General features: G+C 58.2%; 21 protein-coding genes and 1 other RNA gene. 9 read left to right on the top strand and 13 right to left on the bottom strand.

Annotation, left to right across the window (positions count from 1 at the left end):
- Positions 1 to 66 precede the first annotated feature (66 nt).
- On the bottom strand, positions 67 to 717 hold the full coding sequence (gene rlmE / locus LIY45_RS17795; RefSeq protein ID WP_003212203.1) for a 23S rRNA (uridine(2552)-2'-O)-methyltransferase RlmE: 651 nt from the start codon (positions 715 to 717) through the stop codon (positions 67 to 69).
- Between the two features lie 105 nt (positions 718 to 822).
- Here rlmE and yhbY point away from each other — a divergent pair, with 105 nt between their 5' ends.
- The gene (gene yhbY / locus LIY45_RS17790) at positions 823 to 1,131 is read left to right on the top strand and encodes a ribosome assembly RNA-binding protein YhbY (RefSeq protein ID WP_003212205.1); all 309 of its coding nucleotides are present in this window, start codon (positions 823 to 825) and stop codon (positions 1,129 to 1,131) included.
- An 8-nt stretch (positions 1,132 to 1,139) separates the two neighbouring features.
- Here the strand turns inward: yhbY and LIY45_RS17785 are convergent, their stop codons facing one another.
- The 8 genes from LIY45_RS17785 to grpE form a co-directional block, all read right to left on the bottom strand.
- Positions 1,140 to 1,544 carry a hypothetical protein gene (locus LIY45_RS17785; RefSeq protein WP_017478563.1) on the bottom strand — a complete coding sequence of 135 codons (405 nt, stop codon included), beginning with the start codon at positions 1,542 to 1,544 and terminating at the stop codon, positions 1,140 to 1,142.
- Positions 1,545 to 1,572: 28 nt separating this feature from the next.
- Positions 1,573 to 2,049 (bottom strand): transcription elongation factor GreA, encoded by a 477-nt coding sequence (gene greA, locus LIY45_RS17780; protein ID WP_003212209.1) that lies wholly within the window; start codon positions 2,047 to 2,049, stop codon positions 1,573 to 1,575.
- Complete coding sequence (gene carB, locus LIY45_RS17775) at positions 2,046 to 5,267, bottom strand: carbamoyl-phosphate synthase large subunit (protein WP_003212212.1); 3,222 nt, start codon at positions 5,265 to 5,267, stop codon at positions 2,046 to 2,048. Before carB ends, greA begins: the two co-directional genes overlap by 4 nt.
- Before the next feature lie 105 nt (positions 5,268 to 5,372).
- Positions 5,373 to 6,509, bottom strand: coding sequence for a glutamine-hydrolyzing carbamoyl-phosphate synthase small subunit (gene carA / locus LIY45_RS17770; protein WP_226477078.1), 1,137 nt, complete (start codon positions 6,507 to 6,509; stop codon positions 5,373 to 5,375).
- 259 nt (positions 6,510 to 6,768) lie between these two features.
- Positions 6,769 to 7,575, bottom strand: a complete 807-nt coding sequence (dapB, locus tag LIY45_RS17765) for a 4-hydroxy-tetrahydrodipicolinate reductase (protein ID WP_226477077.1) — start codon at positions 7,573 to 7,575, stop codon at positions 6,769 to 6,771.
- A gap of 10 nt (positions 7,576 to 7,585) precedes the next feature.
- A complete protein-coding gene (gene dnaJ, locus LIY45_RS17760) occupies positions 7,586 to 8,710 on the bottom strand; it encodes a molecular chaperone DnaJ (RefSeq protein ID WP_003212219.1) in 1,125 nt (374 codons plus the stop codon).
- Positions 8,711 to 9,026: 316 nt separating this feature from the next.
- Positions 9,027 to 10,943 carry a molecular chaperone DnaK gene (dnaK, locus tag LIY45_RS17755; RefSeq protein WP_017478559.1) on the bottom strand — a complete coding sequence of 639 codons (1,917 nt, stop codon included), beginning with the start codon at positions 10,941 to 10,943 and terminating at the stop codon, positions 9,027 to 9,029.
- 102 nt (positions 10,944 to 11,045) lie between these two features.
- Entirely contained in the window at positions 11,046 to 11,606 is a 561-nt protein-coding gene (grpE, locus tag LIY45_RS17750) for a nucleotide exchange factor GrpE (protein ID WP_003212224.1), read from the bottom strand.
- 253 nt (positions 11,607 to 11,859) lie between these two features.
- Between grpE and recN the strand changes: the two genes are divergently transcribed.
- Entirely contained in the window at positions 11,860 to 13,533 is a 1,674-nt protein-coding gene (gene recN / locus LIY45_RS17745; protein ID WP_017478557.1) for a DNA repair protein RecN, read from the top strand.
- Positions 13,534 to 13,630: 97 nt separating this feature from the next.
- Here the strand turns inward: recN and fur are convergent, their stop codons facing one another.
- Positions 13,631 to 14,035, bottom strand: coding sequence for a ferric iron uptake transcriptional regulator (fur, locus tag LIY45_RS17740; RefSeq protein ID WP_003212228.1), 405 nt, complete (start codon positions 14,033 to 14,035; stop codon positions 13,631 to 13,633).
- 98 nt (positions 14,036 to 14,133) lie between these two features.
- On the opposite strand from fur, the gene LIY45_RS17735 reads away from it, so the two are divergent.
- Positions 14,134 to 14,661 (top strand): outer membrane protein assembly factor BamE, encoded by a 528-nt coding sequence (locus LIY45_RS17735; RefSeq protein WP_017478555.1) that lies wholly within the window; start codon positions 14,134 to 14,136, stop codon positions 14,659 to 14,661.
- Positions 14,662 to 14,723: 62 nt separating this feature from the next.
- Here LIY45_RS17735 and LIY45_RS17730 read toward each other — a convergent pair whose 3' ends face one another.
- The gene (locus tag LIY45_RS17730; RefSeq protein WP_226477076.1) at positions 14,724 to 15,038 is read right to left on the bottom strand and encodes an RnfH family protein; all 315 of its coding nucleotides are present in this window, start codon (positions 15,036 to 15,038) and stop codon (positions 14,724 to 14,726) included.
- The gene (locus LIY45_RS17725) at positions 15,031 to 15,465 is read right to left on the bottom strand and encodes a type II toxin-antitoxin system RatA family toxin (protein ID WP_003212236.1); all 435 of its coding nucleotides are present in this window, start codon (positions 15,463 to 15,465) and stop codon (positions 15,031 to 15,033) included. The genes LIY45_RS17730 and LIY45_RS17725 overlap by 8 nt, the downstream gene beginning before the upstream one ends.
- Before the next feature lie 168 nt (positions 15,466 to 15,633).
- Here LIY45_RS17725 and smpB point away from each other — a divergent pair, with 168 nt between their 5' ends.
- Positions 15,634 to 16,116 (top strand): SsrA-binding protein SmpB, encoded by a 483-nt coding sequence (smpB, locus tag LIY45_RS17720; RefSeq protein WP_017478553.1) that lies wholly within the window; start codon positions 15,634 to 15,636, stop codon positions 16,114 to 16,116.
- A 55-nt stretch (positions 16,117 to 16,171) separates the two neighbouring features.
- Here the strand turns inward: smpB and LIY45_RS17715 are convergent, their stop codons facing one another.
- Complete coding sequence (locus LIY45_RS17715; RefSeq protein WP_226477075.1) at positions 16,172 to 16,939, bottom strand: FCD domain-containing protein; 768 nt, start codon at positions 16,937 to 16,939, stop codon at positions 16,172 to 16,174.
- A gap of 260 nt (positions 16,940 to 17,199) precedes the next feature.
- Here LIY45_RS17715 and LIY45_RS17710 point away from each other — a divergent pair, with 260 nt between their 5' ends.
- The 5 genes from LIY45_RS17710 to LIY45_RS17690 all read left to right on the top strand — a co-directional run bounded on the left by LIY45_RS17710 (position 17,200) and on the right by LIY45_RS17690 (position 24,198).
- The gene (locus LIY45_RS17710) at positions 17,200 to 18,894 is read left to right on the top strand and encodes a lactate permease LctP family transporter (RefSeq protein ID WP_226477074.1); all 1,695 of its coding nucleotides are present in this window, start codon (positions 17,200 to 17,202) and stop codon (positions 18,892 to 18,894) included.
- Between the two features lie 70 nt (positions 18,895 to 18,964).
- The gene (locus LIY45_RS17705; RefSeq protein ID WP_226477073.1) at positions 18,965 to 21,775 is read left to right on the top strand and encodes an FAD-binding and (Fe-S)-binding domain-containing protein; all 2,811 of its coding nucleotides are present in this window, start codon (positions 18,965 to 18,967) and stop codon (positions 21,773 to 21,775) included.
- A gap of 185 nt (positions 21,776 to 21,960) precedes the next feature.
- Complete coding sequence (locus tag LIY45_RS17700; RefSeq protein ID WP_003212250.1) at positions 21,961 to 22,245, top strand: hypothetical protein; 285 nt, start codon at positions 21,961 to 21,963, stop codon at positions 22,243 to 22,245.
- A 102-nt stretch (positions 22,246 to 22,347) separates the two neighbouring features.
- Positions 22,348 to 22,745: a transfer-messenger RNA gene (gene ssrA / locus LIY45_RS17695) on the top strand.
- Between the two features lie 187 nt (positions 22,746 to 22,932).
- Entirely contained in the window at positions 22,933 to 24,198 is a 1,266-nt protein-coding gene (locus LIY45_RS17690) for an integrase domain-containing protein (protein ID WP_226477072.1), read from the top strand.
- Positions 24,199 to 24,258: the final 60 nt, after the last annotated feature.

The raw sequence follows: 24,258 nt of genomic DNA, 5'->3' as shown, positions 1-24,258 counted from the left end.
ACACAATATTCGTAAAGCTTCGTGACGAAAGCGATATAAAAAAACCTATCGCCTCCGTCGAATTCCTCAAAAACGCTCTTCACTGGCAGCGCCTTCAATGCCACGGAACCCGCGACCCAGCAAATACTGCTCACGGGACCTGTCCCGGGAAGAGTCAGGCTTGCGTGTCTGTACCTTGTCGAACAGCTTGCGGATGTTCTTGTGATACTCGTCGAAGCCTTCACCCTGGAAGACCTTGACCAAGAAGTCACCACCCGGACGCAGTACCCGTCCCGCCAGATCCAGTGCCAATTCGCACAGGAACATGGCTCGCGGCATATCAACAGCCGGTAATCCACTCATATTGGGGGCCATATCGGAAATCACAAGGTCTACCTGCGAATTTCCGACCGCCTCGAGGATCTGTGCCAGCACTTCGTCCTGGGTAAAATCGCCGTGAACAAAGGTCACGTCGGGGATGCTGTCCATTTCCAGGATATCGGAAGCGATTAAACGACCTTGCCCACCAATCAGACGACTGGTCACCTGGGACCAGCCACCCGGGGCGGCACCCAGGTCGATAACACTCATGCCGGGGCGGATCAACTTGTCCTTTTCCTGGATCTCCAGCAGCTTGTAGCTGGCCCGGGAACGGTAGCCATCCTTTTGCGCCATTTTGACGTAAGGGTCGTTGAAATGCTCTTGCAGCCACTTAAGGCTAGTTTTGGAACGGGCCACGGGCCACCTCGAAAATAAAACGGGTCGTGATTAACTGGGCGGTCCCGGACTCGCTCGGGTAAACTGGCCGCCGCTTTTTACAAGATCAGACGCAGGGGTCAGATTATGCCGCTCACTCAAGAGCAGAAGAAACAGTACAAATCCATTGGCCACCATCTGAAACCAGTTTTGATTGTGGCTGACAACGGTTTGACTGAAGGTGTGTTAGCCGAGCTTGAACGCGCATTGGGCGATCACGAGCTGATCAAGATCAAGGTCAGCATCCTTGATCGCGAGGCGCGCCTGGCAGCCATTGCAGAACTGTGCAAGGCTGGCAAAGCGGACCTGGTTCAGGTCATCGGCAAGATGGCACTGCTGTATCGCAAGAACTTCAGCGCCAACAAGCAACTGTCGAACGTACACCGCTTCAAGTGAAACAAGGGTCACGGGCGTGCTTCGCACGCCCTGCCGCTCCATCCTGGCGCCGGCTGTACAACCAGCACCAATCCGGAAAACCCTAGCACAAGATAGCTGAACAGCTGCCAGCGCAACGCTTCCGGCAGAAAGATGCGTACCACGCAAAACATCGCGCACGCATACAGCGCCATCAACAGCAGTTGCCCGCGAATATCCCGCCACATACTCTCCAAGCCTTCGGCCTTGATCAGCACCAGCGCCTGAAGCGTCACGCACGCCGCTGCAAACCCCACCAGCAACGCGCTTAATAATCCGCTGACCTCATCGATCAGCAACGGTGCCAGGCCAATCAGGCCCAGCGCCGGCAGTACACCAATATGTAACAGCCATAGGCCGCCAACCCAAAGCATCTGGGCAAACTGCCAAAGCATGGCGCCCGCACGAAGCGGGCGCCGTCTTTCAGATGTGACGAACTTCGACAATCTCGTACTCGATCACGCCACCAGGCGTCTTGACGGCCACCACATCACCCTCTTCCTTGGCAATCAAGGCGCGAGCCAGCGGCGAACCGACGGAGATCTTGCCGAGTTTGAAGTCGGCCTCGTCTTCACCCACGATGTGGTAAACCACGCTTTCGTCAGTCTCGACGTTGGCGATTTCCACGGTGGTGCCGAAAATCACCTTGCCGGTATGCGGGATGGTCGTGACGTCGATAACCACCGAGTTCTGCAGGCGGCCTTCGATGTCACGGATCCGCGCCTCGACCATACCTTGCTGCTCACGGGCAGCATGGTATTCAGCGTTTTCCTTCAGGTCACCCAATTCCCGGGCCGTACCGATGTCCTGGCTCAGCTTCGGACGGACGACCTTGGTCAGGTGGGCGTGTTCTTCTTCCAGGGCTTTTGCGCCCTGGACGGTCATTGGGTATTTGATCATGCCTTCAATCCTGCGTGTAGATCCTGCAAGCGACGCACGGTTTTTTCAGGACCGAACTTGAGCGCTTCGCAGATAGCTTCGCCAGCAGCAATGGTAGTGGTGCAGTAGATCTTGTGCTGCAAGGCGTTACGACGAATGGAGTAGGAGTCCGCGATCGACTGGCGACCTTCAGTGGTGTTGATGATCAGGGTGACTTCGTCATTCTTGATCATGTCGACCACGTGCGGACGGCCTTCCGTCACCTTGTTCACGCGACGTACTTTCAGGCCGGCAGCCTCGATCAGCTTGGCGGTCCCGGCAGTAGCCACGACTTCGAAACCCAAGTTGATCAGATCACGAGCCACGCCTGCAACCAGTGGCTTGTCATCATCACGTACGCTGATGAACGCAGTACCGCCGGTCGGCAGCACTTCGCTGGCGCCCATCTGGGCTTTGGCGAATGCTTCACCGAAGGTATCGCCCACGCCCATCACTTCACCGGTGGACTTCATCTCCGGGCCCAGGATCGGGTCCACGCCAGGGAATTTGGCGAATGGGAACACCGCCTCTTTCACACTGTAGAAGTTCGGAATGATTTCCTTGGTGAAGCCGATTTCCTTCAAGGTCTTGCCGGCCATCACACGGGCAGCAATCATCGCCAGGGAAACACCGATGCACTTGGAAACAAACGGCACGGTACGCGAAGCGCGCGGGTTGACTTCGATGACGTAGATGTCTTCGCCTTGCAGCGCCAACTGTACGTTCATCAGGCCGACCACGCCCAGTTCCAGGGCCATTTTCTTGACCTGTTCGCGCATCTCGTCCTGGATGTGTGCAGGCAGCGAGTAGGGCGGCAGCGAGCACGCGGAGTCACCGGAGTGAACGCCAGCCTGTTCGATGTGCTGCATGATCGCGCCGATCACCACGTCGGTGCCGTCGCAGACCGCATCCACGTCCATCTCGATGGCGCAGTTGAGGAAGTGGTCCAGCAGCACCGGGCTGTCGTTGGACACTTTTACCGCATCACGCAGGTAACGCTTGAGCTCGTCTTCTTCGTAGACGATTTCCATCGCCCGGCCGCCCAGTACGTAGGACGGACGCACCACCAACGGATAACCAATCTTGCTGGCCGCGCGGATCGCTTCGTCTTCGCTGCGCACGGTGGCGTTTGGCGGCTGACGCAGGTTCAGACGCTCAACCATCTGCTGGAAGCGCTCACGGTCTTCAGCACGGTCGATAGCGTCAGGGCTGGTGCCGATGATCGGTACGCCAGCGGCTTCAAGTGCGCGTGCCAGTTTCAACGGGGTTTGGCCGCCGTACTGGACGATCACGCCTTTTGGCTTCTCGACGCGACAGATTTCCAGTACGTCTTCCAGCGTTACCGGCTCGAAGTACAGGCGGTCGGAGGTGTCGTAGTCGGTGGAAACAGTTTCCGGGTTGCAGTTGACCATGATGGTCTCGTACCCGTCTTCGCGCAGGGCGAGAGCGGCGTGTACACAGCAATAATCGAATTCGATGCCTTGGCCGATACGGTTTGGACCGCCACCCAGGATCATGATTTTGTCGCGGCCCGACGGCGCTGCTTCGCACTCTTCCTCGTAAGTGGAGTACATATACGCGGTGTCGGTGGCGAACTCGGCCGCACAGGTATCAACGCGCTTGTAGACCGGGAAGATATCCAGCTTGTGGCGATGCGTGCGCAGGTTTTTCTCGGTCACGCCCAGCAGCTTGGCCAAACGCATGTCGGAGAAGCCTTTGCGCTTGAGGCGGAACATCAGGTCGCGGTCGATAGAGGACAGGCCGAGGGTCTTGACCTTCTCTTCTTCCTTGATCAGATCTTCGATCTGCACCAGGAACCACGGGTCGATCATGTTCATGCCGAAGATGTCTTCGACGGTCATGCCGGCGCGGAAAGCATCGGCCACGTACCAGATACGCTCGGCACCCGGCACGGTCAGCTCGCGCTTGAGCACACTCATGCTTTCCGGATTGCTCAGGTCGAGCTTCTCATCCAGACCGCAAACACCCACTTCCAGGCCGCGGAGGGCTTTCTGCAGGGACTCCTGGAAGGTCCGGCCGATGGCCATGACTTCACCGACCGACTTCATCTGAGTGGTCAGGCGGGCGTCGGCTTTCGGGAATTTCTCGAAAGCGAAGCGTGGCAGCTTGGTGACGACATAGTCGATCGACGGCTCGAAGGAGGCCGGCGTTGCGCCGCCGGTGATTTCGTTCTGCAGCTCGTCCAAGGTGTAACCGATCGCCAACTTGGCAGCGATGCGCGCAATCGGGAAGCCGGTAGCTTTCGATGCCAGCGCCGAAGAACGCGATACACGCGGGTTCATCTCGATCACAACCATGCGGCCAGTGTCCGGGCAGATGCCGAACTGGACGTTGGAGCCACCGGTTTCCACGCCGATCTCACGCAGCACCGCCAACGAGGCGTTACGCATGATCTGGTATTCCTTGTCCGTCAGGGTCTGTGCTGGCGCAACAGTGATCGAGTCACCGGTGTGCACGCCCATCGGGTCAAAGTTTTCGATGGAGCAGACGATGATGCAGTTGTCCTTCTTATCGCGGACAACCTCCATCTCATACTCTTTCCAACCGATCAGGGATTCGTCGATCAGCAGCTCTTTGGTCGGCGACAAGTCCAGGCCGCGGGCGCAGATTTCTTCGAATTCTTCACGGTTGTAGGCGATACCGCCGCCGGTGCCGCCCATGGTGAAGGACGGACGGATGATGCACGGGAAGCCCAGGCGTTCGAGGACCGCATTGGCCTCTTCCATGCTGTGGGCGATACCGGAACGCGGGCAGTCAAGGCCGATGGATTTCATGGCCTTGTCGAAACGCGAACGGTCTTCAGCCTTGTCGATGGTGTCGGCATTGGCGCCGATCATCTCTACGCCGAACTTCTCCAGGACGCCTTCGCGCTCCAGATCCAGTGCGCAGTTCAGGGCGGTCTGGCCACCCATGGTTGGCAGCAACGCGTCCGGACGTTCTTTCTCGATGATCTTGGCAACGGTCTGCCACTTGATCGGCTCAATGTAGGTGGCGTCGGCCATGTCCGGGTCGGTCATGATGGTGGCCGGGTTGGAGTTCACCAGGATGACGCGGTAACCCTCTTCGCGCAGGGCTTTACAGGCCTGGGCGCCGGAGTAGTCGAATTCGCAGGCCTGGCCGATCACGATCGGGCCAGCGCCGAGAATCAGGATGCTTTTTATGTCTGTACGTTTTGGCATGGGTTTGTCACTCAAATCCGCAGGTCAGTCGGCAAGCCGTCTTGAACAATCTTTGAAGAGCCCGAGGGGGCCGCCGGTTTCCCGGGCCACCCTCGGGCCGCTCACTTAGCGTCGCTTGGCCATCTCATTGATGAAACGGTCGAACAGCGGCGCTACGTCGTTCGGGCCCGGGCTTGCTTCAGGGTGGCCCTGGAAGCTGAACGCGCTCTTGTCGGTGCGCTCGATGCCTTGCAGGGAACCGTCGAACAGCGACTTGTGAATCGCCCGGACGTTGCCCGGCAAGGTCGCTTCATCCACCGCAAAACCGTGGTTCTGGCTGGTGATCATCACGATGCCAGTGTCCAGATCCTGTACCGGGTGGTTGGCACCGTGGTGGCCGTGGCCCATTTTCAGGGTCTTGGCGCCGGAGGCCAGGGCCAGCAACTGGTGGCCGAGGCAGATACCGAATACCGGAATCTCGGTTTCCAGCACTTCCTTGATCGCCTTGATGGCGTAATCGCAAGGCTCCGGGTCACCGGGGCCGTTGGACAGGAACACACCGTCCGGCTGCAGGGCCAGTACATCGCTGGCTGGGGTTTGCGCCGGCACCACGGTCACGCGGCAACCGCGCTCGACCAGCATGCGCAAGATGTTGTGCTTGATACCGTAGTCGTAGGCCACAACGTGGTACGGCAACTCGGAAGCTTCGATGGTCGCGTGGCTGTCGGTCTTCAAGTCCCAGACAGTGGAGCGCCACTCGTACTTTTCCTGGGTGCTGACGACTTTCGCCAGGTCCATGCCTTTCAGGCCAGGGAAACCTTGGGCCGCTGCAATCGCTGCTTCTTCGGAGATGTTGTCACCGGCCATGATGCAGCCGTTCTGCGAACCTTTTTCACGCAGGATGCGTGTCAGGCGACGCGTATCGATACCGGCGATCGCCACAACGTTGTTGGCTTTCAGGTAATCGGACAGGGACATCGTGTTACGCCAGTTGCTCGCTACCAGTGGCAGGTCACGAATGACCAGGCCAGCCGACCAGACACGATCAGACTCGGCGTCTTCCGGTGTAGTACCGGTGTTGCCGATGTGCGGATAGGTCAGGGTAACGATCTGTTGGGCGTAGGAAGGATCAGTAAGGATTTCCTGATAGCCGGTCATGGCGGTGTTGAACACCACCTCTCCAACGGTCTGACCGTCGGCTCCAATGGCTTCGCCGCGAAAAATGCTGCCATCAGCAAGGGCGAGTATGGCTGGCTTAGTCAAGAAGACCTCCCGTAAATAAAGCCTGAAAGGGCGATCGCAGGTTGTAAAAAAGCGGAGTGACGTATGGACACGTCACCCCGCTTCTTCACTGAATTATTCTGCGCGCTTTTAGTGGACACACTAAAGCTGTAGCTTACAGAAAAAGGCTTTTTTGGTCCACCGCTAATGAGCCTTAAAGGCAGGGGAATGCGACAGGACGTCGCTTAGCGGGTAAAAACGGGGCCTTAGGATATTCCTGAGACCCCGTTTTAGCTACTTCTTAATGCAGATCCAGCACGTCACGCATGTCGTACAAGGCCGGCGTACGACCGTCCAGCCACAGCGCCGCACGTACGGCACCCTTGGCGAACGTCATGCGGCTCGACGCCTTGTGGGTGATCTCAAGACGCTCACCCTCGGTCGCGAACAGTACGGTGTGATCGCCCACCACGTCACCGCCGCGAACGGTGGCAAAACCGATGGTGTCATGGGCGCGAGCCCCGGTATGACCTTCACGACCATACACCGCCACCTTCGACAGATCCCGCCCAAGGGCATCGGCAATCGCCTCACCCATGCGCAACGCCGTACCCGACGGCGCATCGATCTTGTGCCGGTGATGAGTCTCGATGATCTCGATGTCAGCCTCATCACCCATCACACGCGCTGCCATATCGAGCAACTTCAGCGACAGATTGACGCCGACGCTGAAGTTGGCCGCGAACACGATAGGGATATCCTTGCCCGCCTCCATCAGCAGCTGCTTTTGCTCGGCGCTCAAACCCGTAGTGCCGATCACCATGGCCTTGCCCGCCTTGCGGCAGAACGCCAGGTTTTTCAGCATCACGTCCGGCAGGGTGAAGTCGATCAGCACGTCGAACTCGTCGGCAACCTGCTCCAGATTGCCGGACAACGAAACGCCGATCCGCCCCAAGGACGCCAACTCACCCGCGTCCGCACCAATCAAGGTGCTGCCGGGACGAACAATCGCCGCCGTCAACCCGGAGGCCGGCGAGCGGGCCTGCACAGCCTCGACCAGGGTCCTGCCCATACGCCCGGCAGCGCCCATCACCGCGATACGTCGCATACTCACTTCCTTACAGGTCGCCGAAGAAACGCTTTACGCCTTCGAACCAGCCAGTGGTTTTTGGCGAATGGGTATCATCGCCGGCCAGGGAGCTGCGGAACTCTTCCAGCAGTTCGCGCTGACGACGCCCCAGATTCACCGGAGTCTCTACCGCCACACGGCACATCAAGTCACCAGCACCACCGCCACGCACCGGCGCTACGCCTTTGCCGCGGATACGGAACTGCTTGCCGGTCTGCGTACCCTCAGGAATCTTCAGCTTGACCCGACCGTCCAGCGTCGGAATCTCAAGCTCGCCACCCAGGGCCGCGTCGACAAAGCTGATCGGCACTTCACAGAACAGATGCTTGCCGTCGCGCTGGAAGATCGAGTGCTCGCGCACATTGATCACCACGTACAGGTCGCCCGTCGGGCCGCCCTGAGTGCCCGCCTCGCCTTCACCCGACAGACGAATGCGATCACCGGTATCAACACCCGCCGGCACTTTCACCGAGAGAGTCTTGTACTCTTCGACACGCCCTTCGCCGTGGCACGAGTCGCACGGATCGGAAATGATCTTGCCCTGGCCATGGCAGCGCGGGCAGGTTTGCTGCACCGAGAAGAAGCCTTGCTGCATGCGCACTTGGCCGATACCGCCACAAGTCGGGCAAGTGATCGGCGAGGAGCCTTTCTTGGCGCCCGAACCGTCGCACGGCTTGCAATTGACCAGCGTCGGAACACGGATATTGACGCTGGTGCCACGCACCGCTTCTTCCAGGTTCAGTTCCAGGGTGTAACGCAGGTCGCTGCCACGCTGGGCACCGCCACGCTGGCCACCACGGCCGCCGCCAAAGAAGTCGCTGAACACGTCGCCGAAAATATCGGAGAAGTTCTGGCCACCAAAACCTGCACCGCCGCCGCCCATGCTTGGGTCGACACCGGCATGACCGTACTGATCGTATGCCGCACGCTTGTTTGGATCACACAGGCATTCGTAGGCCTCGTTGGCCTCTTTGAACAGCTCTTCGGATTCTTTGCTATCCGGATTACGGTCCGGGTGGTGCTTCATTGCCAGGCGACGGTAAGCCTTTTTCAGGTCCGCCTCGCTGGAGCCGCGCTCCACACCCAACACTTCGTAATAGTCACGCTTTGCCATAAGTCTTTGCACTCTTAAGGACGTCCGGCAAAACCCTCCTGAGCCTTGCCAAACTCGTTGAGCCCCAATACAGGCCCGGACCCAACTCACGTCAATTCAACGATCCTGGTCGTTACTGCTTTCAACCGGAAACCGGCCAAAAACGCGGTGACTGTCGTCCGGAAAGCAGGAGCATTCCCGATCACACCGCCAGCATCCGAACGTTGTCGCATGCTGTAAAAATTCGCGTACCCCAGACACGCCAACGCGGGAGCAAGCTCCCGCGCGGCGACATCCTACCAGTCACCGCTTGTGAGCGGTCAACCGGGCGACCAAGTTACTTGTGGTCTTTGACTTCTTCGAACTCGGCATCGACAACGTCGTCGTGCTTGGCTTCAGGTTCTGCCTGGTGTGCAGCACCGTCAGCCGGCTGGCCTTGTTCGGCGTACATTTTCTGAGCCACTGGCGCAGAGACTTTCGACAGCTCTTCAACCTTGGCTTCGATAGCAGCCTTGTCGTCACCTTTAACGGCGGCTTCCAGGGCAACTACTGCGGCTTCGATTGCAGTTTTCTCTTCGGCAGTCACTTTGTCGCCAGCGTCAGCGATCATTTTGCGCGTCGAGTGAACCAGTGCATCACCCTGGTTGCGGGCAGCGGCCAGTTCTTCGAACTTGCGGTCTTCGTCAGCGTTGGCTTCAGCATCACGGATCATCTGCTGAATTTCTTCCTCGGACAGACCAGAGTTTGCCTTGATCACGATCGACTGAGTCTTGCCGGTGGCCTTGTCTTTGGCGCCTACGTGCAGAATGCCGTTGGCGTCGATGTCGAAGGTCACTTCAATTTGTGGCACGCCACGTGGTGCTGGCGGAATCTCGGCCAGGTCGAACTTGCCCAAGGACTTGTTCTGACCAGCCTGCTTACGCTCACCTTGCAGCACGTGAATGGTCACGGCGCCCTGGTTGTCGTCGGCAGTCGAGAACACTTGCGATTTCTTGGTAGGAATCGTGGTGTTTTTCTCGATCAGCGCAGTCATCACGCCACCCATGGTTTCGATACCCAGGGTCAGCGGGCTAACGTCCAGCAGCAGAACGTCTTTCACGTCGCCGGCCAATACCGCGCCCTGGATGGCAGCACCCATGGCAACCGCTTCGTCCGGGTTCACATCTTTACGCGCTTCTTTACCGAAGAACTCGGTCACCAGCTTCTGAACCAGTGGCATACGGGTCTGACCGCCGACCAGGATCACGTCGTTGATCGCGCCAACGTCGATACCCGAGTCTTTCAGCGCAATGCGGCAAGGCTCGATGGTGCGTTGAACCAGGTCTTCTACCAGCGACTCCAGCTTGGCGCGGGAGATTTTCACGTTCAAGTGCTTAGGACCGGTGGCATCTGCAGTGATGTACGGCAGGTTCACGTCGGTCGAATTGCTCGAAGACAGTTCGATCTTGGCTTTCTCAGCGGCTTCTTTCAGGCGCTGCATGGCCAGCGGGTCACCTTTGAGGTTCATGCCGCTTTCTTTCTTGAATTCGTCAACGAGGTAGTCGATCAGACGAATGTCAAAGTCTTCACCGCCCAGGAACGTGTCACCGTTGGTGGCCAACACTTCGAACTGGTGCTCGCCATCGACTTCAGCGATTTCGATCACGGAAACGTCGAAGGTACCGCCACCCAGGTCGTAAACGATCACGGTGTGGTCGCCCTTGGCCTTGTCCATACCGTAGGCCAGAGCGGCTGCGGTTGGTTCGTTGATGATACGTTTTACGTCCAGGCCAGCAATACGGCCGGCGTCTTTGGTCGCCTGGCGCTGGCTGTCGTTGAAGTAGGCCGGAACGGTGATCACCGCTTCAGTCACTGCTTCACCGAGGTAGTCTTCGGCGGTTTTCTTCATCTTTTTCAAGATTTCAGCCGAGATTTGTGGCGGCGACATTTTCTGGCCGTTCACTTCAACCCAGGCGTCGCCGTTGTCAGCCTTGGCGATTTTGTACGGGACCATCTTGATGTCTTTCTGTACGACTTCTTCGTCGAACTTACGACCGATCAGACGCTTCACCGCGTAGAGGGTGTTATGCGGATTGGTCACAGCTTGACGCTTGGCGGACTGGCCAACCAGGATTTCGCCGTCGTTGGCGTAAGCCACGATGGACGGGGTGGTGCGTGCGCCTTCGGCGTTTTCAATAACTTTGGATACGCCGTTTTCCAGCACGGAGACGCAGGAGTTGGTAGTCCCCAGGTCGATACCGATAATTTTGCCCATGATTTACTCTCCCGAAACTTAGATTTTGTTGCCACAGCAGTGGTGGCTAACTGCGGCAGTACTTAAACGCTTGACTTATAGATGGGGCCGTTACGACTTATTTCAAGCCTGCTCATCAATAGAAGGTGCAACCGGTGCAGGAGCCTTGCTCACTACAACCATTGCCGGGCGCAACAAGCGACCGTTGAGCTGGTAACCCTTCTGGAACACCTTCAACACGCTGTTCGGCTCAAGATCAGCGTTTTCCTGCATCGCCATCGCTTGATGATGCTCGGCATTGAACGGCTCGCCGCCTTGTGGATCGATGGCTTCCAGCTGATAACGCTTCAGGGTGTCCTGGAACATTTTCAGGGTCAGTTCGATCCCTTCGCGCATTGGACGGATGTTTTCGTCATCCGGGTTGGACAACTCAAGGCCACGCTCCAGGCTGTCGATGATCGGCAGCAGATCACCGGCAAATTTTTCCAGCGCGAACTTGTGAGCCTTTTCTACATCCTGCTCGGCGCGGCGGCGGACGTTCTGCAGATCAGCGGCAACACGCAACGATTGATCCTGTGCGCCTGCCAACTGCTCTTCGAGCACTTGCACACGAGCAGCCAGGTCTTCACCTGCGGCCTGGTTGGCGTCTGGATTTTGCGTATCCTGCGTCTGTTCGTCAGCCATAGATTTCTCCTTTCAAAATCATGCGCGAACTCGACTCGCGCTTCTGTTTCGGTATATGGGGCCACAATTTTCAGGTTCAAGGGCTGGGCCGCTACCAAAAGTCTTTCAGTTGTCCTGGATCAATTTCTGCCGATCATTCCCTGTCGCACTTAAAAAGACAGTTATTCAAGCAAAACGGACTAAGCATCAGGATTGTCACCCCCAAACAAAACACTGTATAAATAACCAGACCTAAAGCCTGGGAGCGGCCGTCATGCTGGTGCACCTGTCCGTACATAACTACGCCATCGTTGAACATCTGGATCTTGAACTGGATCGCGGGATGAGCGTAATCACAGGCGAAACCGGCGCCGGCAAGTCGATCATGCTCGACGCCCTGGGCCTGACCCTCGGCGACCGAGCCGACAGCGGCGTGGTTCGCCCTGGCGCCGACAAAGCCGACATCCTCGCCACCTTCGACCTGGCCGACATCCCGGAAGCCGAGGCCTGGCTTGCCGAGCGCGACCTTAATAATGAAGGCCCATGCATCCTGCGCCGGGTGATCACTGCCGAAGGGCGCTCCCGCGGCTATATAAATGGCACACCCTGCCCCCTCGGCGACTTGAAAGCCCTGGGCGAACTGCTGATCGACATCCACAGCCAGCATGAACACCAGTCCCTGCTGAAAACCGACACCCATCGCCGGCTTCTCGACGAATACGCCGGCGCCACTGACCTTGCGCGCCAAGTGCAACTGGCCGCGCAACGCTGGCGCCAGACCCGCCAGGAGCTGGAGCGCCTCTCCAACTCCGGCGATGAGCAGCGTGCCCGCCACCAATTGCTCAGCTACCAACTGGAAGAGCTGGAAAGCCTGGGGCTCGGCGAGACAGAACTGGAGCAACTGGAACAGGAACACAAGAACCTCACCAACGCCGAAACCCTGCTGGGCATCTGCCGGCAAGTGGTGGAGCAGTGCAGCGAAAGTGATTCCGGCAATGTGCTCAACGCCCTGACGGCCAGCCTCAATCGCCTGTCCAGCGTGAACAACGCCTCCGGATCACTGAATGAAGCCACCACACTGCTGACCAGTGCGCAAATCCAGGTAGAAGAAGCCGTGGGCGAGCTGAACCGCTTCCTCGATCACTTCGATGCCGACCCGGCACGCTTGCAAGATATAGAAGAGCGCCTGGACACCATCTATACCTTGGCGCGCAAACACCGGATCCAGCCGACCGAAGTAGCAACCATGCAGCAAAAGCTACTGGATGAAATCGAAACCCTGAACGCCAACGATGAATCCATCGAGCGACTGGGTGAAGAACTAGCGTCGTTTGCTCGCCATTATCAAGAGAAAGCCCGAGAACTCAGCGACCTGCGCCATCAGGCAGCGACAGGCCTGGCCAGTGCAGTGGAACAAGAGATCCAGCGTCTGGGCATGCCCGGCGGGCGTTTCACCATCGAGCTGCACACCAACACCAGCAATGAGCTGCTGCCCAATGGCCTTGAACAGGTGGAGCTGCTGGTCAGCGCAAACCCGGGCCAGCCACTGAAGGCACTGGCAAAAGTAGCGTCCGGTGGTGAGCTGTCACGGATCAGCTTGGCGATCCAGGTGATCACCGCCCAAACCTCACGCGTGCCAACGCTGGTATTCGACGAAGTGGACGTAGGCATCGGCGGCCCGACTGCCGAGATCGTTGGCCAGCTGCTGCGCCGATTGGGCGATCGTGGCCAGGTGTTGACCGTTACTCACTTGCCACAAGTAGCTGCCCAAGGGCATCAACACTTGTTCGTGCACAAGGTACGTGGCAGCGATGCGACCCATACCGCCGTGTCCAAGCTGAACAAGACCGAACGGGTAGAAGAAGTGGCACGGATGCTCGGTGGCATTGACCTGACCAAGGAGTCCTTGGCTCACGCGAAGAAAATGGTGGTCACCGCGAAGGTCTGAAGCCCGGCTTACTGAGTATTTTCTTTCTTATAGAAAGCACGAAGGCGACCCTAGGGTCGCCTTCGATCGTTTCGCAGAGCGAATCTGCGTAGCTTTCTTACTTTTTCTTACGTATGTAGAGAACCAGATTGTGGTCCACCAAATCGAATCCATGCTGCTCAGCAATCATGTGCTGGAGCTTCTCGATTTCCGGACTGGTGAACTCGATAACCTCATTGGTATCCAGGTCAACCATGTGGTCGTGATGACCGCCGTCAGCCAATTCGAACACGGCATGACCGCCGTCGAAATTATGACGAACCACCAGTCCTGCTGCTTCAAACTGGGTCAGTACACGGTAAACCGTGGCCAGGCCGACGTCCTCGTTAGACTCCATCAGCGCCTTGTATACATCCTCGGCACTCATGTGGCGCTGCTCAGCAGAATCGAGCATTTGTAGAATCTTGACTCGTGGCAGAGTCACTTTAAGACCGGCTTTGCGTAGTTCGCTATTTTCAACCATGGTTAGCTTTCTCGCGGATGCTGCTTCGCAGCTTCTCTTAATACGGGTATGATCGGCGTTTACGTTGTCCCAGCCAAGATAGTGGAAGTCGCCCACCGATGCAAAACACCAAGCTCTTGCTAACCAGTTTCACCTTTGTGGGACTGCTCGCACTCGCCGGTTGTTCATTCCCCGGGGTTTACAAAATCGACATCCAGCAGGGCAATGTCGTCACGCAGGACATGATAGACCAGTTACGCCCGGGAATGACCCGACGGCAAGTACGGTTTATCATGGGCAATCCCCTGCTGACCGACACATTCCATGCCGATCGCTGGGATTATCTCTATAGCATCCAACCTGGTGGCGGTGAACGCCAGCAGGAGCGGGTCAGTGTCATCTTCAATGGCAATGACCAGCTCGTCAGCCTGTCGGGGGACTTCAAACCGGGTGTAAGCCGCGATGAAGCCTTGCTGGGCAAGGACAACGGCACCACTGCTCCTGCGCCCGCGCAGAACGAGGAGAAGCCGAAGTCCGAAGTACCGGCCAAGCCTGGCTCCTTGCTGGACGAGATCCAGAAAGGCGTCGACGGCGTACAAACCGTTCCAGTGCCGACTCCAGAACCTTTGGACTCGAGTCCGCAGTAAGTTTGTAACACGCGATAAAAAGCCCGGCATGCCGGGCTTTTTGTTGCCTGCTATTTAGCAAACTATGGGTTTTGCTGTTTTGCCTTGGCAGCCTTGGCCGCACGCAAGCGACGTATCTCCATCGGATCTGCCAGCAATGGCCGGTAGATCTCGATTCGATCTCCAGCCTGCACAACACGCACATCAGCGTCCGCTACCACCTTGCCGAAAATCCCCAAAGGGCAACTCACCAGATTCAGCTCCGGGAATTGCACAGCCATTCCCGAGCCCAACACCGCCGCCCTGAGGCTGCAGCCCGGCGCTACTGTCAGGCTCATCAACACCTGGCGTTCCACCGCGGCGTACACCACCTCGATTTCAACCAATGGCTCAGCCATGCATTTGCTTGGCGCGTTGGCAGAACGCGTCCACCAGGGTATTGGCCGCTTGATTAAACAACGGGCCCAAGGTGGCACGCACGATAGGGCCGGCATAGTCGAACGACAAATCCAGGCTGATCTTGCAGGCCTTCTCGTTCAACGCCTTGAACACCCACACACCGTGCAACTGAGTGAACGGACCCTCTTCGAGATTCATCTCGATGGACTGCCCGGGCACCAGCGTGTTGCGCGTGACAAAGTGCTGGCTCAAGCCGCCCTTCGCCACCCCCACGCTGGCAACCATATGCTCATCACTGCTCTCCAACACCTCGGCAGTCGAACACCAAGGCAGGAACTCCGGGTAACGCGCCACGTCGTTGACCAGGTCATAGAGCGCCTGCGCCGGGTAGGGCAGCAGGGCCGAACGTTGAATATGCGTCGTCATGTGAGCGTTATTTCCACAGCTGAGCGGCAAACATCGCGAAAGGACAACAGGATTCGCGAAAGAAAAAAATCAAAAACCAGCCTGCATTGTCCGGGATTCATTCAACACGCTCAAGCACGCAGGTTGACCGTAGCCGACGCGCTCGCAACTCCCTATAATGCCGCCCCTATGGCTAAACAAAAGAAACACCCAACAGGGACCATCGCGCAAAATAAAAAGGCGCGACACGATTACTTCATCGAACATCGGTTCGAGGCTGGTCTGGTCCTGGCCGGCTGGGAAGTAAAAAGTCTGCGTGCCAGCAAGCTGCAACTGGTCGACAGTTACGTGCTGCTCAAAGACGGTGAGGCATGGCTGCTCGGCAGTCATATCACGCCGCTGATGACCGCCAGCACCCACGTGATTGCCGACCCGGTGCGCACGCGCAAGCTGCTGCTCAATGCTCGCGAGCTGGAAAAACTCCAAGCTGCCGTGCAGCAAAAAGGCTACGCCTGCGTTTGCCTGTCGTGGTACTGGAGCAAGCACCTGGTCAAGTGCGAGATCGCACTGGGCAAGGGTAAGAAGGAATACGACAAGCGTGACACCGAGCGCGAACGCGATTCCAACCGGGAATTGCAGCGTGCCGTGCGTAACAAGGGCAAGGAAGACTGATTTTCTTGTGACTTGATGTGGCCGAGGGAGCCCGCTCCCTCGACCACAACAAACGCTACATCCCCTTGCGCCGCTCCGCCCGTGCCATGCGCTGAACCTCCTGACGCACTTCTTCCAGCACTTCCTGCACATACAGCAGGTGACGTGTTGAAACCTCCCGCGCCTGCTCGGCACGCCCTTCAATAATCGCCAGGTACAAATCACGGTGCTGATTGATCAGCATGTCCCGGGTCTCGGTACGCTGCTGATACATGCCACCGATGTTGGTCACCACGTTACGCTTGAGCAGATCGAACAGCCCGCGAATGGTATGCAGCAATACCGCGTTATGGCTGGCCTCGGCGATGGCCAGGTGAAACCTCGCATCCGCCGCGCCCTCTTCCGCCCGGCTCACTTCATCAGACCGCGTATAGCAATCCTGCAGCTCTTCGAAGGCCGCCGTCAGTCGCTCGCGGTCCACCTCAGTGGCGCGCAACGCTGCGTAGTACGCGCACGAAGCTTCCAGGGTCTGACGAAACTCCAAAAGGTCGCGCTGCGCCTCGGGATTATTTTCCAGCAGATGCAGCAGCGGATCGCTGAAGGTTGATCCCAGCGACTCCACCACATAATTGCCACCACCCTGACGGCTGATCAGCAAACCTTTGGCCGCCAGTTTCTGGATCGCCTCACGCAACGACGGACGCGACACCCCGAACTGCTCAGCCAGTGCGCGCTCGGCCGGCAAGCGCTCGCCTGACTTCAGCGTGCCCTCAAGGATCATACCCTCAAGCTGCTCGACGATATCGTCAGACAAACGGCGCTGACGCACCTGATCAAACCCCATAACTCACTCTCCACCATCCCGACCACTCGCCGGGCCCCTATTCTGGCGTATCGCCACGTATCCGGCACCTATCAGAACGCCCTTGTTTCATCCGATCAGTACCCGCTTACACCGACCTACGACCAAAGATTCACAAGCGGCAAATTGACACATCCCCCTGAAGGCTTTTAACCTAGCCAACAGCGATTGTAAATTGGTAATACCAATTATCCAAATCGCCTAAGCAGTGCCTGACCAACAACAATTAGGGGCCACCCCACATGCAAACCTGGCAACAGCTCTACAGCCCGCTCGGCAGCCTCGGCCTGTCCGCACTGGCCGCCGTTATTCCCATCGTGTTTTTCTTCCTGGCCCTGGCGGTGTTCCGCCTCAAAGGCCACGTTGCGGGCAGCATTACCTTGGCACTGTCGATCCTGGTGGCGATCTTTGCCTTTCAGATGCCAGTCGACATGGCGCTCGCCGCCGCCGGTTACGGCTTTGCCTACGGCCTGTGGCCAATCGCCTGGATCATCGTCGCCGCTGTATTCCTGTACAAACTGACGGTCAAGAGCGGCCAGTTCGAGATCATCCGCAGCTCCGTGCTGTCGATTACTGACGACCAGCGCCTGCAAGTGCTGCTGATCGGCTTCTGCTTCGGCGCCTTTCTGGAAGGTGCGGCCGGCTTCGGTGCACCGGTGGCGATTACTGCCGCATTGCTGGTAGGGCTGGGCTTCAACCCGCTGTACGCCGCCGGCCTGTGTCTGATTGCCAACACCGCACCCGTCGCGTTCGGCGCGCTGGGAATTCCGATCATCGTGGCCGGCCAAGTGACGGGCATCGACGCGTTCAAGATCGGCGCCATGGCCGGTCGCCAGTTGCCGCTACTGTCGTTGTTCGTACCGTTCTGGCTGGTGTTCATGATGGACGGCCTGCGCGGCGTCAAGGAAACCTGGCCAGCCGCACTGGTTGCGGGCCTGAGCTTCGCCGTTACCCAGTTCTTCACCTCGAACTTCATTGGCCCGGAACTGCCGGACATCACCTCGGCCCTGGCCAGCCTGATCTCCCTGACCCTGTTCCTGAAAGTCTGGCAGCCCAAGCGCAGTGCCGGCGCGCAAATCGCTGGCGCAACGTCCGGCACTGCCGTCACTGCCAGCGCCGGTGGCTTCGGCCAGCCTCGCAACACCCTGGCTTCGCCTTACAGCCTGGGGGAAATTTTCAAGGCCTGGTCGCCGTTCCTGATCCTGACTGTGCTGGTCACCATTTGGACCCTGAAGCCGTTCAAGGCGATGTTCGCCGCTGGCGGCGCGATGTACAGCTCGGTGTTCAACTTTGCGATTCCGCACCTGGATCAACTGGTGATCAAGGTTGCGCCCATCGTTGCTACGCCAACAGCCATCCCTGCGGTATTCAAGCTGGATCCGATTTCCGCGACCGGCACGGCGATTTTCTTCTCCGCCCTGGTGTCGATGCTGGTATTGAAGATCAATTTCAAAACTGGTCTGACCACCTTGAAAGAAACGTTTTATGAACTGCGCTGGCCGATCCTGTCCATCGGCATGGTGCTGGCCTTTGCCTTCGTCACCAACTACTCGGGCATGTCATCGACCATGGCCCTGGTACTGGCGGCTACCGGCGCGGCATTCCCGTTCTTCTCGCCATTCCTCGGCTGGCTCGGTGTGTTTCTGACGGGCTCCGACACCTCATCCAACGCGCTGTTCAGCTCACTGCAAGCCACCACCGCCCACCAGATCGGCGTCAACGACGTCTTGCTGGTGGCGGCGAACACCAGCGGCGGCGTAACCGGCAAGATGATTTCGCCGCAGTCGATTGCCGTGGCATGCGCCGCGACGGGTCTGGTGGGCAAGGAATCCGACCTGTTCCGCTTCACCCTCAAGCACAGCCTGTTCTTCGCGACGATTGTCGGGCTGATCACCTTGGCCCAGGCCTACTGGTTCACCGGTATGCTGGTGCACTAAGACCTGCACGTAATAGGGTAAGAACCGACGCCGGACAGCGATTCCGGCGTCAGCTATTTCTGGAGGACCGATGAGCCTGCCTGCTGCTTTTCTGAGCGACGCCGCACAACTGATCCCGCAAGATCGCCGTTTCGACGATCCACTTTCCACCCTCGCCTTCGGCACCGACGCCAGTTTTTACCGACTGATCCCACAATTGGTGATCCGGGTTGAATCGGAAGATGAAGTGGTGGCCCTGCTGCAACTGGCCCAGCGCGACCGCGTACCGGTGACCTTTCGTGCGGCGGGCACCAGCCTTTCGGGCCAGGCCATCAGCGACTCGGTGTTGATCGTGCTGGGGGACAATTGGAACGGTCGCGAGATTCGCGGCCAGGGCACACAAATCCGCTTGCAGCCCGGCGTGATCGGCGCGCAAGCCAACGCCTGGCTGGCGCCGTTCGGGCGCAAGATCGGCCCGGACCCGGCGTCGATCAATGCCTGCAAGATTGGCGGCATCGTCGCCAACAATGCCAGCGGCATGTGCTGCGGCACGGCGCAGAATACCTATCACACCCTGGCAGGAATTCGCTTGGTGCTGGCCGACGGCAGCCGCCTGGACACCGAAGATCCGGCCAGTGTTTCAGCCTTTCGCCAACGTCACGGTGACCTGCTTGAACGCCTGGCGACCTTGGGCCGCGAAACACGGGCCAATGCCGAACTGGCTGCAAAAATCCGCCACAAATACCGTCTGAAAAACACCACCGGATTGTCACTCAACGCCCTGGTGGATTTCGACGAGCCGCTGGATATCCTCAGCCATCTGCTGGTGGGCTCCGAAGGTACCTTGGGCTTTATCAGCGCGGTGACCTACGACACGGTGATCGATCACCCGAACAAAGCCTCGGCCCTGATCGTGTTCCCCGACGTGGAAACCTGCTGCAACGCGGTGACCGCCCTCAAAACCCAACCTGTTTCAGCGGTTGAGCTGCTGGACCGACGCAGCATGCGCTCGGTGCAGGACAAGCCCGGCATGCCGGCTTTCGTACAACAGCTGTCGGAAAATGCCTGCGCCCTGCTGATTGAATCCCGCGCAGCCTCGCCCTCACTGCTGCATGAGCAACTGACGCTGATCATGGCCTCCCTGGCCAGCTTCCCGGTGGAGAAACAGGTCGACTTCACCGAAGACCCGATTGAAAACGCCCGCCTGTGGGCGATCCGCAAAGACACCTTCCCCGCCGTGGGCGCCGTGCGTAAAACCGGCACCACCGTGATCATCGAAGACGTGACCTTCCCGGTGGAACAACTGGCCATTGGCGTTAATCGCCTGATCGAGTTGTTCGACAAACATCACTACGACGAAGCGATCCTTTTCGGACACGCCCTGGAAGGCAATCTGCACTTTGTGTTCACCCAAGGCTTCAACAGCGCGGAAGAAGTCGCGCGCTACCAGGCGTTCATGGACGACGTCGCGCAGTTGGTGGCCGTGGAGTTTGGCGGCTCGCTGAAGGCCGAGCACGGCACCGGTCGCAACATGGCGCCCTTCGTCGAACTGGAATGGGGCAGCGATGCTTACCAGTTGATGTGGCAACTCAAGCGCCTGCTCGACCCCAACGGCATTCTCAATCCGGACGTGGTGCTCAGCGACGACCCACAGATCCACCTCAAGCACCTCAAGCCACTGCCCGCCGCCGACGAACTTGTGGATAAGTGCATCGAGTGCGGCTTCTGCGAACCGGTGTGCCCGTCGAAAGGACTGACCCTGAGCCCGCGCCAGCGCATCGTGATCTGGCGCGATATCCAGGCCCGGAAACGTGCCGGCATGGACACCACCGAACTGGAAGCGGCCTATCAATATCAGGGCATCGACACCTGCGCGGCCACCGGGCTTTGCGCCCAACGCTGCCCTGTGGGAATCAATACCGGCGACCTGGTGAAAAAGCTGCGCAGCCGCGACGCCGACCGTACGAAAACAGCTGAATGGCTGTCGACGCATTTCGCTACCGCCTTGCAAGGTGCGCGCTTCACCCTGCACGTGGCCAACGGTGCGCGCATGCTGCTGGGCGCGCCGCGACTGGCGAAACTCTCGGCCACGGTGACCCGGCTGTCCAAGGGGCAAATTCCCCAGTGGACCAACGCCATGCCACAACCGGAAAAGGCCATTCGTTTCAGCCCCGCCGTGAGCGATGAGCGACCACGGGTGGTGTACCTCGCTGCCTGCGTATCACGCGCGATGGGCCCGGCAGCCGGTGATCACGAACAGATGTCGCTATACGAAAAAACCCGCAACCTGCTGGAAAAAGCCGGTTACCAGGTAGTCTTTCCCGACAATCAGGACAACCTCTGCTGCGGCCAGCCTTTCGCATCCAAGGGCTACGCCGAACAAGCCGAACACAAGCGCCAGGAACTGATCGGCGCCCTGCTCCACGCCAGCCGTGGCGGCCTCGACCCGATCTACTGCGACACCAGCCCGTGCACCCTGCGCCTGGTCCAGGACCTGGCCGAAACCCGTCTCGACCTCTACGACCCCGTACGTTTTATCCGCACCCACCTGATGGACCGCCTCGACTTCACCCCCCAGGAAGCCCCGATCGCCGTGCATGTCACCTGCAGCACCCAACACCTGGGAGAAAGCCAGGCCCTGATCGACCTGGCCAGACGCTGCAGCAAAAACGTGATCATCCCTGAAGGCATTCATTGTTGTGGTTTTGCCGGCGACAAGGGCTTCACCACACCGGAGTTGAATGCCCATTCACTGCGCAACCTGAAGGACGCCGTGCAGTATTGCAGCGAGGGCATCTCCACCAGCCGTACGTGTGAGATCGGCCTGACGCAACATGGCGGGATTGATTACCACGGACTGGTGTACCTGGTGGACCGAGTGACCCAGCCGCGCGCTCATTAGCGCTGCCCTCTTTGGGTGCAAAACCTAATGATTTCCGGGTTTTTCGACTAATCCAGCGACAAAACAGAACCCCGGCGCGCCGGCGTAGTCATCTGCATACGCCTCGACAAACGAGGCTCATCAGTGACCTCGCTGGCTGCACGGAAAACCGGCAGCATCGAGCCTATTTGCACAAGGAGATACCCATGAAGCGTTCCGCTCTTGCTGGTTTGTTCATTACCGCTGCGATGCTGGCGTCCCCCGCGTTTGCCGCCGGAACAAAAGACGATCTGTGCCAAATCAATCTGGACAAAATCAACAACGGGAAAGCCTTGCTCGCCACCGATACCAGCGGCAAATCTGGCGAAATCGACACCGCCGTCTCCCAAGCCAAGGCAGCCCATGCGGCAGGCGATGACAAGAAGTGCATTGAGATCACCTCCAAGGCCCTGCAAAGCCTGCAAGACACGGACAAAGGCGGTAATCAGTAACCTGTCACCGCTCAAGGCCAACCTTCGGGTTGGCCTTCTGTGACCGATTGGCGTACACTGCACAGGCTTGTCACTCACTAAGAAACAACGAGTTACAAGCACGGGGCCGTTTAGGATTCGACGCCGGTTGCGAAACTTTAGGTGCATGCCGAGTTGGTAACAGAACTCGTAAATCCACTGTTGCAACTTCTTATAGTTGCCAATGACGAAACCTACGGCCAGGAATTCTCTCTCGCTGCGTAAGCAGCTTTAGATCCTGAGCTTCTGGTACCTTCGGGTCCAGCAATCACCAGGGGATGTCTGTAAACCCAAAGTGATTGTCATATAGAACAGAATCGCCGTGCAGTACGTTGTGGACGAAGCGGCTAAAACTTACACAACTCGCCCAAAGCACCCTGCCCTTCGGGTCGCTGAGGGTTAACTTAATAGATACGGCTAAGCATGTAGTACCGACAGCGGAGTACTGGCGGACGGGGGTTCAAATCCCCCCGGCTCCACCACTTCAACATCTAAAGACGTCCACGGACGTCTTTTTTTGTGCCTGGAATCCAGTAAATACGGGGGCTTCAGGGCTATTGCGGGCTTTAGAGGTTTTTAGAGTTCCAGGCAATTTGGTATTCCCAATGGTATTCCCGGCTACCCGGCGCTAATCTTGGGAATACCAAAAGGTGTCATGGAGTACTTCTCATGTGCGCTCAAACCACTCGCCTCTCCGACCGTCAGCTCAAGGCGGTCAAACCGAAAGACAAAGATTACGTCCTCACCGATGGCGACGGGCTCCAACTGCGAGTCAGGGTCAATCGCTCGATGCAGTGGAATTTCAACTACCGGCATCCCGTCACCAAGAATCGAATCAACATGGCACTCGGCTCTTATCCCGAGGTTTCTCTTGCGCAAGCGAGGAAGAAAACCGTTGAGGCCAGAGAGCTGCTTGCGCAGGGCATCGACCCAAAAGCTCAGCGCAATGAGCTGCAGGAAGCCAGACGAGCGGAAACGGAACATACGTTCGAGAACGTAGCCACCGCGTGGTTCGAATTGAAGAAGGACTCCGTTACCCCGGCGTATGCCGAAGACATCTGGCGCTCGCTCACACTGCATGTTTTTCCAAGCATGAAATCAACGCCGTTATCGGAAGTGAACGCGCCGATGGTCATCAAGCTGCTTCGTCCGATTGAAGCTAAAGGCAGCCTCGAGACAGTTAAGCGAGTGAGCCAGCGCCTTAACGAGATCATGACCTACGGGGTCAATTCCGGAATGATCTTTGCCAACCCTCTCAGCGGCATTCGAGCGGTGTTCAAGAAACCTAAGAAAGAGAACATGGCAGCGCTACCACCAGATGAGCTTCCGGAGCTCATGATGGAAATCGCGAACGCCAGCATCAAGCGGACGACCCGCTGCCTGATCGAATGGCAGCTACACACTATGACCCGCCCTGCCGAAGCGGCGACTACCCGATGGGCAGACATCGACTTCGAAAAACGCATCTGGACCATCCCTCCAGAGCGAATGAAAAAGCGTCGTCCGCACACAATCCCGCTGACCGAACATGCACTCTCGTTATTGGAGACGCTTAAGCCCCATAGCGGCCACAGGGAATATGTGTTCCCGTCAGATAGAAATCCGCGCACCCACGCGAATAGCCAGACAGCCAACATGGCGTTGAAGCGCATGGGCTTTCAGGACCGCTTGGTCAGCCACGGCATGCGCTCAATGGCCAGCACAATCCTGAACGAGCGTGGGTGGGATTCGGAACTAATCGAAGTCGCGTTGGCTCATGTCGATAAAGACGAGGTTCGAAGCGCCTATAACCGGGCGGATTACATCGAACGCCGGCGTCCGATGATGGCTTGGTGGAGTGAACATATCCAGAAGGCGGCCACCGGCAGCCTGTCGGCAGCCGCGATCAATCACACTAGAGACCTCAACATCGTACCGATACGCGGAGTATCCTGAGGCCGGTAGCACCGGCGAAAAACGGTGTAACCGCGTCTTACAGTATGGCGACAGACTTCA

The organism is Pseudomonas sp. MWU16-30323, from assembly GCF_020515595.1.
GTDB lineage: Bacteria > Pseudomonadota > Gammaproteobacteria > Pseudomonadales > Pseudomonadaceae > Aquipseudomonas > Aquipseudomonas yamanorum.
This window is presented reverse-complemented; position numbering and strand designations above follow the sequence as displayed.

Bases quoted from the DNA above. Each gene is read 5' to 3' on its own strand.
- greA (WP_003212209.1), bottom strand. From the start codon at position 2,049: ATGATCAAATACCCAATGACCGTCCAGGGCGCAAAAGCCCTGGAAGAA.
- dapB (WP_226477077.1), bottom strand. From the start codon at position 7,575: ATGCGACGTATCGCGGTGATGGGCGCTGCCGGGCGTATGGGCAGGACC.
- LIY45_RS17730 (WP_226477076.1), bottom strand. From the start codon at position 15,038: ATGGCTGAGCCATTGGTTGAAATCGAGGTGGTGTACGCCGCGGTGGAA.
- LIY45_RS17705 (WP_226477073.1), top strand. From the start codon at position 18,965: ATGAGCCTGCCTGCTGCTTTTCTGAGCGACGCCGCACAACTGATCCCG.
- recN (WP_017478557.1), top strand. From the start codon at position 11,860: ATGCTGGTGCACCTGTCCGTACATAACTACGCCATCGTTGAACATCTG.
- yhbY (WP_003212205.1), top strand. From the start codon at position 823: ATGCCGCTCACTCAAGAGCAGAAGAAACAGTACAAATCCATTGGCCAC.
- LIY45_RS17715 (WP_226477075.1), bottom strand. From the start codon at position 16,939: ATGGGGTTTGATCAGGTGCGTCAGCGCCGTTTGTCTGACGATATCGTC.
- smpB (WP_017478553.1), top strand. From the start codon at position 15,634: ATGGCTAAACAAAAGAAACACCCAACAGGGACCATCGCGCAAAATAAA.
- LIY45_RS17785 (WP_017478563.1), bottom strand. From the start codon at position 1,544: ATGCTTTGGCAGTTTGCCCAGATGCTTTGGGTTGGCGGCCTATGGCTG.
- dnaK (WP_017478559.1), bottom strand. From the start codon at position 10,943: ATGGGCAAAATTATCGGTATCGACCTGGGGACTACCAACTCCTGCGTC.
- grpE (WP_003212224.1), bottom strand. From the start codon at position 11,606: ATGGCTGACGAACAGACGCAGGATACGCAAAATCCAGACGCCAACCAG.
- LIY45_RS17710 (WP_226477074.1), top strand. From the start codon at position 17,200: ATGCAAACCTGGCAACAGCTCTACAGCCCGCTCGGCAGCCTCGGCCTG.
- dnaJ (WP_003212219.1), bottom strand. From the start codon at position 8,710: ATGGCAAAGCGTGACTATTACGAAGTGTTGGGTGTGGAGCGCGGCTCC.
- LIY45_RS17690 (WP_226477072.1), top strand. From the start codon at position 22,933: ATGTGCGCTCAAACCACTCGCCTCTCCGACCGTCAGCTCAAGGCGGTC.
- carB (WP_003212212.1), bottom strand. From the start codon at position 5,267: ATGCCAAAACGTACAGACATAAAAAGCATCCTGATTCTCGGCGCTGGC.
- LIY45_RS17725 (WP_003212236.1), bottom strand. From the start codon at position 15,465: ATGACGACGCATATTCAACGTTCGGCCCTGCTGCCCTACCCGGCGCAG.
- LIY45_RS17700 (WP_003212250.1), top strand. From the start codon at position 21,961: ATGAAGCGTTCCGCTCTTGCTGGTTTGTTCATTACCGCTGCGATGCTG.
- LIY45_RS17735 (WP_017478555.1), top strand. From the start codon at position 14,134: ATGCAAAACACCAAGCTCTTGCTAACCAGTTTCACCTTTGTGGGACTG.
- fur (WP_003212228.1), bottom strand. From the start codon at position 14,035: ATGGTTGAAAATAGCGAACTACGCAAAGCCGGTCTTAAAGTGACTCTG.